Origin of the sequence: Paraburkholderia sp. J11-2, assembly GCF_905220185.1 — a bacterium.
GTDB lineage: Bacteria > Pseudomonadota > Gammaproteobacteria > Burkholderiales > Burkholderiaceae > Paraburkholderia.
Map to the genome: position 1 here is coordinate 1 of NZ_CAJMYY010000033.1, position 11,619 is coordinate 11,619.

Here is an 11,619-nt window from a genome sequence, read left to right on the forward strand (position 1 = left end):
GGTCAGGCCGCAGCATGCGCGCGGCGTGTTGCCGGTGTTCATGTTCTTCCACGGCGGTGGATGGATTCTCGGCGACTATCCGACGCATGAACGCCTCGTGCGTGACCTCGTGGTGCAGTCGGGCGCGGCGGCCGTGTTCGTCGAATACACGCCTTCGCCCGAAGCACGCTATCCGGTCGCGATCAACCAGGCCTACGCCGCAACGAAGTGGGTCGCCGCGCATGGCGAGGAAATCGGCGTCGATGGCGCGCGGCTCGCGGTGGTGGGCAACAGCGTGGGCGGCAACATGGCCGCGGTCGTCAGCCAGATGGCGAAGGACCGTAATGGCCCGGCGATCCGCTTCCAGGGCCTCATGTGGCCGGTGACGGACCACGCATTCGACAACGCCTCCTACGACGCTTTCGAAAACGGTTACTTCCTGAGCCGCGACATGATGAAGTGGTTCTGGAATGCCTACATCACCGACGCGACCGACGCAGGCGAGCGCAACCAACGCTACGCATCGCCGCTGCGCGCCACGCTCGACGAGTTGAAGGGCTTGCCGCCCGCGCTGATCCAGACAGCGCAGTTCGACGTGCTGCGCGACGAAGGCGAAGCCTACGGACATCGGCTCGACCAGGCGGGCAACGACGTGACGACGACCCAGTACAGAGGCACGATTCACGACTTCGGCCTGCTCAACGTGCTCGCCGCCGACGCCCCGACACGCGCCGCCATGCAGCAGATGGCGACGGCATTGAAGACGCACCTGCAATAACGCATCCACTAACACGGATATCGAGAGCCAATCATGAACAACGCCAGACAACTGCTTGCCGCTTACCTTGAGTCGATTCGCGACCCGCACGCGGCAGCCGCATTATTCGCCGACGACGGCGTGCTGGAACTGCCGTATCTGAAGTCGCTCGGCATCGACGGCCGTGCGCAGGGACCGGAAGCGATTGAAGGTTTTATCGCTTCACTGCTCGCGAAAGTACCGGATTTCGAATTTAAAAACGTGCGTTTTCTGATCGAAACGCCGGAGCAGGTCTTCGCCGAATATTAAGTGGAAGCGCTCGTGCCGTCGACGGGAAAAATCTATCGGCAGATGTACGCGGGGCGGCTCGCGGCGCGTGACGGCAAGATCGCGCTGTTGCGGGAGGCACTGGATACGGTAAGGGCAGCAGACGCGTTCGCGATGACCCGTGCCGTCTGATGACGACATTGATGAAAGGCCGCTTTGTCGCTGCGGTCCTTGGAGCTGGCATTCCCGATCGCCGGACTCCCGGGTCGCTTGTCTGCCGCGTAGCCGCGTAGTGGTAATCATTGAAAGGCCTCCTGGCCGCCCAGAGAAGGGGCGCAGGGGGCGCCATCTTCCGTGTATGCATGAAGGCCGGTTCAACGCCGGCATCAGCGTTCGTCGGCAGTCTGATAGCGTGTCAGGCCGGGGGGAAAGTGCAGGGCGAACACTCGCGGGTGCCCTGAGACGTTCAGCCGCTCGTTCACGAAGTCGATGTCATCCCGATCATCGACTGACGGCAGGCGGCGGCGCCGCAGTGACATGCGTACATATTCCGGATATCCGCGGTGACATCGCCATCGATTACGAGGCCGCAGTCGATGAAGAGTTCGTCCCCGGCCCGGATGGCGGCGACTGTATGAATAAAAACCCGATCGCCGGCTTCGATTGCTTCGCAGTTCGGTGTGCATGCATGGTTCAGGAAGCGCGCGCTGTTGCCGCCGCGGCTCCCATCAATCACCCGGCCCTGATCCGGATCTCGCATGATGGCGCGGCGCACGCCTTGTGAGCGGCGTGGGGTTCCGAACATGTGCAAGCCTGAACGGGCGGCGAGTCCGATTGCCAGGGAAGCCGTCAACTTGCGCGGGTTCTCAGCGTTTGGTGTGGAAGTCTATCCGGACGATCACGGCGTTTGTTGTGCGCGCAACCGTGCAATCTTCGGCGCAATCATGACGCCTTGGCATGGCGCTTCTGACAATCGTTGACAGTGGGGCAAAGCCAATGCGCATATCATTGAGCTATGCATGCATTGCCACAACAAATATGCTTCCGCTTCCCTTCGCTATCCTGGCCTCGATCCTTCTTGGCGCAGCCCTTTGTGTGCTCGGCCTTCTGCTGCTCGGTTGTCCGATGTAGGGTACCTCGGATGGTGGGGGAGCGAGCATGGCGGAACATGGCGTACAAGGAGCGAATGGGTCATATCGACCCAGAGCGGTCCTCCGATGCATCTTGCTACCAACGACTCGTTTCAAAGCTATTCCGGTCATTCCTTCGAACACCGATGATTCGTGAACGGAAGAGGTGTTGCCCGAAGCATTTGGCCGACCGCTGCCCCACAGCATCGCACGAAATCTACCCCTTGCGGTGGCTCACGGTCCTCCACGCGAACGGAAGCAACCGGCAGCACAGCGCTGCCGGCTCGCGCGAGTCACCACATTCGCGTACCTCGTTCACCCTTTGAGTTTCTCGAAGTCCGGTAGGCCCCAGGACTTGTCGAAGAACGCTTGCGTCGGCGCGTAAAAGCGGAAGTAGGCGAACCAGCCCTTGTCCGGTACGGTCTGTATCCAGTTCGCTTCCTTCCCGGGGGGCGCCGTCGGGCCAAAATAGACGTCGATGGAGCCATCCGCGTTTTTGACGATGTCTTCCTTGCGTGAAGACAGATCGGGCCGTCCCTGCGCGGCAACGACCATTTGCCGCGTGCCCTCGTCGTATGCGGTCACCGACCAGAATTGCTCGACTGGAGGATCAGGCGGAACGTGCAACTTGTAGGTATTGCCGCCACTCAGCCAGTTGCCGTCGCGATCGCTGTACGAGGCAATGTAACGTTGCCCGACGCCGGGTGTCTGCGTCAGCATTCCTTTTGAAACGGCCACTGCTTCGTAGAACCAGGCTGCCCGCTCGTCGAACTGGTCGCAGTCCGCCGCACGTTGATCCACAGAGACGACAAGCGCGTGCTTCCAGTGCGTACCAGGCCAGAAGTCGGGCTCTACCCGCTTGTCGGAAGTGTTCGCCTTGGCCATTGCTTCGCCTACGACCGCAGCGTCTTCGAGGATTTTCTTCTGGCGCGCATCCGGATTGAATGGCTTGCCCTTTTCGATTCCAAGGAAGCGGAGCTGCGGCAGGATCAGGCGATCTCTCTCCATGACGGGCTCGCTCTGAATCACGTTGTTCAGGCTCTCCCAATAGGCCATGCCATGCGGGGGCATTTGACTCCACACTTCGTCGCCGGCTGGACGCACGGCCATGGCCGGCCCTGCGCCACTGGGTGACCACTGGTAGGTCTTAATGCCGGGAACGATCTCGCGGATTTCCTTTTCCTTGTCAGCGCCCAGAAGTCTCACGCCGGCGAATACCGTCCTGCCCGCAGACTGGACGACATAGTAGCCTTCAGGGTCTACCGTCGAGTGACCGGGCGGCAGGATCAGATACTTGCCACCCTGGCCCTGGTCCGGGCCGACTACGCCAAGATCCGCGAGAACACGCTGCCACGCGTCCATGATCATGCCCGCCATCAGGCCCCGCGGAAGTTCCACGACCAATGGCCCGCTCTCCTGCAGATCGATCAGCGTGGCGATATAGGGTGTTGTGTAATTTGGCGTGAGAATGCCGAGTTTTTCCTTGAAGTCGAGATACGAGAGCATCTGGCCGTTTTGCGCCTTGAACACGTCGCGATGGGCCGATCGCCATTGCTCCATGCCGACCGCCGGAATGCCCCAGAGATACGCCTGGCAGGCGCGCTGGAAATCCATTTCATCGTAGAGCTTCTGCACTGTCTCCTGTGACGGATAACCGCTCTCAAAGGCGAGTTTGCCGATGCGCGTGTCGACAATTTCCTGGGCGACACGGCTTGCCGGGCTGCCAGGAAGGGCGCTGAACGTAAAGATGGATGAAAGCGATCTCACTGTAACCTCTTTCAACGAGCGTGTTCAGGGATGACTTCCTTCGCCGGTGAAGTTGCCAGTTAAGTCCTTGGCGGAGCACTCCATTGCGTGCGGCGCCGCTCGACCTTTGTTCCCGGAAGGAGCCGAAGGCAGGGGCAGGAAATCGAGCCTACTTTGCACGTAGAGGCCAGTGACGATCCATAGGGGTTAAGGGCAACTGGATTGCCCTTGAAGGCAATGCAACGTTATCGATCGTGCCGCCATGGACGAAAGGGGCAGATCCTGCATGATCGGGCAACTGAATTGCCCCAACTCCCTATCGCGTCCGTTTCAAACCTCGGTAACACTGCCAGACGACACTCGTCTGCGTGTCGAAAGCAGGATTCGGCCGTCGGCCGCACGCATCAATTGACCGGGTCGGGAACAACGACGTCGAATAGCAACGCAAATCGAGCGACGCTGTTCGCGTTGTCTGTTGCGTCAACTTTCGGAGGCCACACCATGGCACAAACGAGTCGATTCGATGCCCTCGCGAACAGCGCATTCGTCGAAGGACGGCCAACCGCCGAGACGGCGAGCTCGCTCAAGGACGAGTTACTGTTTCAGCGCGCCACCCAGACTTACCTCTGGGCCATGCCCTTGCTCAACACGATGGGCATGCGCGACGGCTTCGCCGACGCATACGGCACCGGCTACAACGTCATGGCGATCTGGGAAAAGCGTCTCGACGCAAAGACGCTGATCACGACGCCAAATTCCGACCTGATCTACGGCATGCTGTTCGTCAATCTCGCCGACACGGGGCCGCTGGTTTTCGATGCGCCGCCAAAGCTGCAAGGCATCCTGCTCGACATGTGGCAACGCCCGGTACCCGGGCCGACGGTCAATGGCATTGCCTACGCCGGCGACCTCGGCCTGCCGGGACCGGACGGTGGCGCGGGCGGCAAATTCCTGATTCTTCCGCCGGGCTACATGGGCGACGTACCTTCGGACTACTACGTATATCGCTCCGGGACGAACAACATCTTCATTTTCCTGCGCTCGTTCTATCAGTCGCTCGACAACATCGGCCCCGCGTCGGATCTCCTCAAGCAATCCGTGCTGTATCCGCTTGGCAAGAAGGACAGCGCGGAGAAGATGAAATTCGTCGACGCTTCGGGCGTGCCGCACGACATGCTGCCGCGCAGTGACGCCACCGCGTTCCGTGATCTCAAGTATCTGGTGGATACCGAAGGCGGCAGCCTCGCCGATCCGGACTGGTTGGGCATGCTTGCCGGCATTGGCATCGTGAAGGACAAGCCGTTCGAGCCCGACGCCAACACGACGAAGATTCTCGACGATGCCGCGAAAACGGGCTACAAGACGAGTCGTGTGATCGGGTTGCAGGCAGGCAGTGAACTTCGTGTCTTCGAAGACCGGCAATGGGTGAATCCGGTCAACAACGTTTCCGCGCGCTGGCCTAACGCCGTCAATGACCTCAGTTTCTCTTCGAACAGCGGCGGCCATCGCGACCTCGATGCGCGCATCTGGTTCTTCACGGACTACTACTCCATCAGTCCCGGCATGGTGTCGATGACAGCGGGTAAAGGCGCCTTCTACATGATCGCGTTCAACGATGAATCGGGCCAGCCGCTGGTGGGGACGCAGAGCTACAGGGTCACGCTGCCCGCGAATATCCCGGCGGAGCTCTTCTGGTCGGTGACGTTGTACGACGCCTCGAATGCATCGGGCCTCCAGAACGGTCAGCCATTCCCGTCGCTAGGCAAGCTCAATCATCCGAAGGAAAACGCGGACGGCAGCACGACGCTTTACGTCGGACCGGAGGCGCCCCAAGGTGAGGATGGCAACTGGCTGGCCACGGCGCCAGGGAAGGGCTTCTTTGCGATCCTGCGGCTCTATGCACCGGCCGAAGCCGCGCTCAACGGCAGCTGGAAGCCAGGCGACTTCGAACGCGTGAAGTGACAGATGCGCGGGCGTGGCCGCGCTGTCGTTGATCGCGTGCAGCCAATCGTCGCCGGGGCCGGGCGCGCGTGTGCGCCCGCGTCACGAGCACTAAAGCGTCAATCCGCCGGGTTCGACCGATACCGGTTGCGATACTCGCGCGGACTGATGCCATGCAGCCGTTTGAATCCGCGGCTGAAATTCGACATCTCGCTGAAGCCCGTGCGTTCCACGATCTCACCGATCGGTAAAGACGTTTGCCGCAGGTACCAGCACGCCAGTTCGCTGCGCACTTCGTCGATCAGGTCCTGGTAAGCGAGATTCTCGGCGCTCAGGCGGCGGGCGAGCGTGCGTTTCGATACCGCGAGTTGCGAGGCGACTTCCTCGAGCGTGGGCCACTGCGGCGCCTGGGCATTGAGCAGTTTGCGGATACGCGCGCCCACGTTGCCGGATATTCTCGTCAGCTCTTCTTCACCCGCCATTGTCATCAGGCGATACAGATCGACGTCGGCGGTCGGTGAGGGCTTGCGCGCCGCGTTGGCCGTAAAGCCGACGCTGAACGCTGCCTCGCCAAAGCGGAAGCACGGCGACATGACGTTGTGGACGCTTCCCAGATCGGCGGGGGCGTGCCACGGAAAGCCGATGAACCCCTCGCTCAATGTGAGCGGTTCGGAAATCGCCCGAAGGATGTTCAGGATCGCGACCGCCGTCGCGTACTGCAGAAAGCGTTCATAGGCGCGCAGGTCGAGGCGCGGGGTCATCTGGATCGTGACCAGCCGGTCGTCTTCGGCGAAACGATAGTTGAAGAGACCGTTGCGCATCGGCACGTAGCGCACGACGGCCTCCATCGCGTCCCGGATCGTCGGGCTCGAGATCGCGGCCATGCCCATCGGACCGTGCGCGCCGCCCGGGATCGCCATACCGACTTCAACACCGGAGAGTGGACGCGTTGCCGCGAGGATCGCGTCGAACGAAGGCAAAAAGTCGATGATCGGGAGAAGCCGCGCGAGTCCCGCCGGCGGCCGCGGACTGGGGAGGTCGCGCTCTTCGAGCAGCCTCGCGAAGATGTGGAAATAGGACGTGTGTATCGCCGGTTCGAACCAGCCCGCCGGCATGTCACGGGCCGCCACCCTGCGATTTCCCCTCCCAGCCGTGCTCATCTTGTCCCCACCCACCATTAATTTTGGCATCTTAGGATAAATTTATGGCACGTACAACCCTGTGCCTGTGCGGGGTGTCCCGTGAGAATGGCCGACAGTTGACCTCGCCCGATTCGCGGCGCGGTAAAGCAAAAACAAAGTCGGAGACACCATGCAATACCCGAGCGCCACGCTTTCGACGGAGGCAGACCATGTCGTCTAATGCCTCGTCCAAAAACCCCATCAAGATTCCCGCGGAAAAAAAGGCCGAACTCTACCGCCTGACGAATCCGCCTGCGCTCGCGTGGCCGACGTTGTGGCTCATGCTCTACATCGTGGTCGGCACCGTTGCCGTCGATGTGGCGGCCTTCAAAGGCTGGATTCCGATGTGGGCCGGCATGCTGCTGAACGTAGCCACGATGTGGCCGGTGTTCCATGTGGCGCACGACGCGCTGCATCGCGCCGCGTCGTCGAATCTCACGCTGAACGAATGGATCGGCCGCATCGGTCTCGTGCTCGTCGTGCCGCACGTCTCGCTCGAAGTGTTCCGCTACTCGCACATGATCCATCACCGCTTCACGAACGATCCGCAGGACCCGGATCATTACGTGCACGGCCCATGGTGGAACATCTGGCTGCGCTGGATGACCTTCGACCTGTACTACGCCTGGTACAACCTGCGCAGCGGCGATCCGCGTGCGAAGAAAACGCTGCGCCAGACCATGCCGTATGTAATCGCGACCATTGCCATCGTGGCCGCGCTCTGCTATTTCGGCCACGCTCGCGAAGTGCTGATGCTGTGGCTGATTCCGTCGCGCATCACGCTCGGTCTCATCGCATTCACGTTCCTTTGGCTGCCGCACCTCGACGGCGACGAGAACGGCAAGCTCGTGCACATCACGACGGCCGCATCGACGAGCAACAACCTGACTGCCGGCACGACCATGCGCCTTGGCCGCGAGCGCGTGCTCGAACCGCTGATGCAGTGGCACAACTATCACCTGATCCACCATCTGTGGCCGACGACACCGTCGTACAACCACCGCGCCGTATGGGAATTGATGGAGCCTGAACTGCGTGCGCGCGATCTGCGCATCCAGCACGGCTTCGACCTTATCCCAACGTTCCACCCCGGCGGCACGACCGCGGCCGGCACGCATTGATTCGAGGCTTCACGTGAAGAAATACCGCTGTTCCTATTGCGCCCATGTGTACGACGAAGCGAAAGGCGATCCGGATTCCGGCATTGCGCCGGGCACGCGCTTCGAAGATATTCCCGACGACTGGAGTTGCCCCGAGTGCGGCGCCGCAAAGTCGGATTACTTCCTGATTGAAGACTGAGACTACGTAGTCAGCAGTTCATAAGGCGAACGGACTGAGATCCGGCCCAAAAAATCGGAGACATCGAATGAGAATCGCAAAGGTAGTCATTGGCCTGCTGATCCTGATTGCAGCGGCTGGCGGGTTGGTCGTCTTCTGGGCGTCGTCGAAGCTCAAGCACGACGATCCGGCCACACCGCGCCCGGAATTCACGCGTTACGAACTCGATTCGGGCGTGGCGGACGGCAGCGCGAAACCCACGCCCGTGGGTTACGCCGTGGACAGCGCAGGCCGCCAGTGGATCCTGCCCGAGATGCCGAATGCGCGTGCGCTCGACATTCATACGGCGGCCAACACGAAGCACGACCTGAGCCTGCATACCTGCTTCTGGCCGGGCCCGCGCGCGCGCAGCGGTGTGTACACCAACGACCAGAACTCGTTTCATTTCGAAAACCAGTTCCCGGATACCGCCACGACCTACGTGCCTACCGCGTTCAAACTGCCGCCCGGCGCGAAGCTCGTGATCAAAGGCCAGTATCCGCACATGCGTCACTGGAACTTCAACACGTACAACGCGAAGGGCCAGCCGCAGGACTCGCTGAGCGACATCGACATCAATCCGGATGCGGGCTCGTCCAATCCGTTCCGCCCCGGCGTGCCGCGTAACGTCGCTGCGCGCAATTACACGGTCTATATCGTGAGCGGTCCGGCGCCCGGGCAACGTGCGGCCAACACGCTCTACACGAATGCGGATGCCGGTGAGGAAGTGTTCCTCTGGATGCGCAACTTTGTGCCCGACAACAGCGTCGATTACGCGGGCGCGGTGCCGCTGCCGGGCATCCAGCTTCAGATGGCCGATGGTTCGGTCCTGAACGAAGACGCCGCCTGCGCCGCCACCGACACGCCGATGCGCGGCAAGCAACTGCCGCACAACGTCAATCCGATCGCGTGGGAGGTGCTGACCCATCTGCCCTGGGTCGATTCGGAGAACCCGGGCGCGTCGGACGCGACCGTGCGTCCGCTGCAGGCCTTCTTCAATCGCAAGCAGGTCGTGCTCGACGCCTTCGTGCCCGCGCTCGCGCCGAAGGATCCGGAACTGCTGGGTGGCTGGTGGAGCAACAAGGCCACGCGCTACGGTTACACGTTCCTGAGCCGCAATTTCGGCAAGGTCTACGTCGTGACGGGGCGTTTGCCGACCACGCCGAAGACGTACAACGGCGAAACGAACAACGACGCCGACGCGCAGGTTCGCTACGTCTCGTTCTGCACGGGCGGATCGCTGGCCGCTGCCACGACGACCGATTGCCTCTACGACGAACAGGTGCAGCGCACGCTCGACAAGGCCGGGCACTATTTCATCGTGGTCACGCGTCCAGAAGATCGTCCGACGAACGCCACCGAGCAGTGCGGCGTGGAATGGATGGACTTCGGCAACGGCGACGGCCTCGTGAGCGGTTCGTCGGAGTGGGCGATCTTCATCAACCGCCACACGATGATCAATCCTTCGTTCAAACAAAGCTGGTTTGCCGTCAAGAAGCCGGGCACCGAAGCCGAAGCCATGGGCGACTATCTGCCGCGCGTCATCAACATGCGCGAGAAGGCGAAGTTCGAAGCGCTCGGGTGCCCGGTCGATACGTCGAAACTCACCGGCATGCTTGCCGCCAACTAATTGCGCCTGAACTGGGCACATCGAGGGGAACGGCTATGACGCATCGCGAGTTCGACTATGTGGTGATTGGCGGGGGCTCGGCGGGCAGCGTGATCGCCGGGCGGTTGAGCGAGGACGCGCGCACGAGCGTCCTCGTGCTGGAGGCGGGCGGCCGCGGCGACAGCGCCGTTGTACGCACGCCGGCAGGGGTCGTCGCGATGCTGCCGACCAAGGTGAACAACTATGGCTTCGAGACCGTTCCGCAGGTCGGGCTGAATGGCAGAAAGGGCTATCAGCCGCGCGGACGTTGTCTCGGCGGCTCCTCGGCCATCAACGCGATGGTCTACATCCGCGGACATCGTTCGGACTACGATCATTGGGCCGCGCTCGGAAATCATGGCTGGTCGTACGAGGACCTGCTGCCGTATTTCATTCGCAGCGAGAACAACGCGAACATTCGCGGCGCCCTGCACGGCAACGACGGGCCGCTGCATGTGAGCGACCTGCGAAGCGGCAATCCGTTCCAGCAGATCTATCTCGATGCGGCGCGCGAAGCCGGTTTTCCGCTGACCGCCGATTTCAATGGCGAGCAGCAGGAGGGCGTCGGCATTTACCAGGTGACGCAGAAGAACGGCGAGCGCTGGAGTGCAGCGCGCGGTTATCTGCATCCGCACATGGGCAAGCGCAGTAATCTGGACGTGCTCGATGGCGCGCAGGTCAACCGAATCGTGTTTTCGGGCAAGCGGGCGACCGGCGTCGAGTACGTGCGCGACGGCGAGACCTTCACCGTCAACGCGCGCAAGGAAGTCGTGTTGTGCGCGGGCGCCTTCCAGTCGCCGCAACTGCTCATGCTGTCGGGCGTGGGTCCGGCGGAGCATCTGCGCCAGCACGGCGTACGGGTGCTGCACGAGTTGCCCGGCGTGGGCGCGAATCTGCAGGACCACCCCGACTTCATTTTCGGGTATCGGGCAAAGAGCCTCGACCTCGTGGGCTTCTCCGCCGGCGGCACGCTGCGCATGGTGCGCGAGACGGCGCGCTATCTGCGCACACGTCAGGGCATGCTCAGCAGCAACTTCGCCGAAGGTGGCGCCTTCCTGAAGACGGATGCGTCGCTCGCGGCACCGGATATTCAGCTTCACTTTGTCGTGAGCCTCGTCGAGGATCATGCGCGCAAGCTGCATCTTGCGCATGGCTATTCGTGCCACGTGTGCCTGCTGCGCCCGCAAAGCCGCGGCACCGTGACGCTCGCCGGCAACGATCCGCGTTCGGCACCGCGGATCGACCCGGCGTTCCTTTCGCACGATGACGATCTCGAACGGCTCGTCGCCGGGTTCAAGATGACGCGCCGTTTGATGGACGCGCAGCCGCTGGCCCGTTTGCGCAGCGGGGATCTGTTCACGGCCGACGTGCGCACCGACGACGACATTCGACGCGTGCTGCGCGAGCGCGTCGATACCGTCTATCACCCGGTGGGCACCTGCAAGATGGGCGTCGACGATATGGCCGTGGTTGATCCGCAACTACGCGTGCGCGGCGTCGCGAACCTGCGCGTCGTGGATGCCTCCATCATGCCGACGCTGATCGGTGGCAACACCAACGCGCCGATCATCGCGATCGCCGAGCGCGCGGTGGATCTCATGCGGGCGACGGCGTAGTCGTCGTGGTCGCCTGCGATTTGAAGAACGCAATTGA

Annotated in this window: 10 protein-coding genes and 1 pseudogene; 8 read left to right on the top strand and 3 right to left on the bottom strand. The window is 62.0% G+C overall.

What is annotated here, in order from left to right; all coding sequences use genetic code 11:
- From U5A57_RS34205 to U5A57_RS34215, 3 genes are all read left to right on the top strand, one after another.
- Nucleotides 1-757 (top strand): alpha/beta hydrolase (locus U5A57_RS34205; RefSeq protein ID WP_321916091.1); only part of this gene is annotated, 757 nt, incomplete at its 5' end.
- Nucleotides 758-790: 33 nt separating this feature from the next.
- Nucleotides 791-1,045, top strand: coding sequence for a nuclear transport factor 2 family protein (locus U5A57_RS34210; RefSeq protein WP_321916092.1), 255 nt, complete (start codon nucleotides 791-793; stop codon nucleotides 1,043-1,045).
- Nucleotides 1,046-1,195, top strand: a complete 150-nt coding sequence (locus U5A57_RS34215; RefSeq protein ID WP_321916093.1) for a hypothetical protein — start codon at nucleotides 1,046-1,048, stop codon at nucleotides 1,193-1,195.
- A 286-nt stretch (nucleotides 1,196-1,481) separates the two neighbouring features.
- Here the strand turns inward: U5A57_RS34215 and U5A57_RS34220 are convergent.
- A pseudogene (locus tag U5A57_RS34220) lies at nucleotides 1,482-1,745 on the bottom strand (SET domain-containing protein-lysine N-methyltransferase); the annotation flags it as partial.
- 703 nt (nucleotides 1,746-2,448) lie between these two features.
- The gene (locus U5A57_RS34225; protein ID WP_321916094.1) at nucleotides 2,449-3,900 is read right to left on the bottom strand and encodes a DUF1254 domain-containing protein; all 1,452 of its coding nucleotides are present in this window, start codon (nucleotides 3,898-3,900) and stop codon (nucleotides 2,449-2,451) included.
- 480 nt (nucleotides 3,901-4,380) lie between these two features.
- On the opposite strand from U5A57_RS34225, the gene U5A57_RS34230 reads away from it, so the two are divergent.
- Nucleotides 4,381-5,841 carry a DUF1254 domain-containing protein gene (locus tag U5A57_RS34230; RefSeq protein ID WP_321916095.1) on the top strand — a complete coding sequence of 487 codons (1,461 nt, stop codon included), beginning with the start codon at nucleotides 4,381-4,383 and terminating at the stop codon, nucleotides 5,839-5,841.
- Between the two features lie 98 nt (nucleotides 5,842-5,939).
- On the opposite strand, the gene U5A57_RS34235 is transcribed toward U5A57_RS34230, so the two are convergent.
- Entirely contained in the window at nucleotides 5,940-6,950 is a 1,011-nt protein-coding gene (locus tag U5A57_RS34235; RefSeq protein WP_321916096.1) for a helix-turn-helix transcriptional regulator, read from the bottom strand.
- Between the two features lie 221 nt (nucleotides 6,951-7,171).
- On the opposite strand from U5A57_RS34235, the gene U5A57_RS34240 reads away from it, so the two are divergent.
- The 4 genes from U5A57_RS34240 to U5A57_RS34255 all read left to right on the top strand — a co-directional run bounded on the left by U5A57_RS34240 (nucleotide 7,172) and on the right by U5A57_RS34255 (nucleotide 11,582).
- Nucleotides 7,172-8,122: a fatty acid desaturase gene (locus tag U5A57_RS34240; protein ID WP_321916097.1), complete on the top strand. Its 951-nt coding sequence runs from the start codon at nucleotides 7,172-7,174 to the stop codon at nucleotides 8,120-8,122.
- 13 nt (nucleotides 8,123-8,135) lie between these two features.
- Nucleotides 8,136-8,300 carry a rubredoxin gene (gene rd / locus U5A57_RS34245; RefSeq protein ID WP_321916098.1) on the top strand — a complete coding sequence of 55 codons (165 nt, stop codon included), beginning with the start codon at nucleotides 8,136-8,138 and terminating at the stop codon, nucleotides 8,298-8,300.
- Nucleotides 8,301-8,367: 67 nt separating this feature from the next.
- Nucleotides 8,368-9,948, top strand: coding sequence for a hypothetical protein (locus U5A57_RS34250; RefSeq protein WP_321916099.1), 1,581 nt, complete (start codon nucleotides 8,368-8,370; stop codon nucleotides 9,946-9,948).
- A 35-nt stretch (nucleotides 9,949-9,983) separates the two neighbouring features.
- A complete protein-coding gene (locus U5A57_RS34255) occupies nucleotides 9,984-11,582 on the top strand; it encodes a choline dehydrogenase (protein ID WP_321916100.1) in 1,599 nt (532 codons plus the stop codon).
- Nucleotides 11,583-11,619 lie beyond the last annotated feature (37 nt).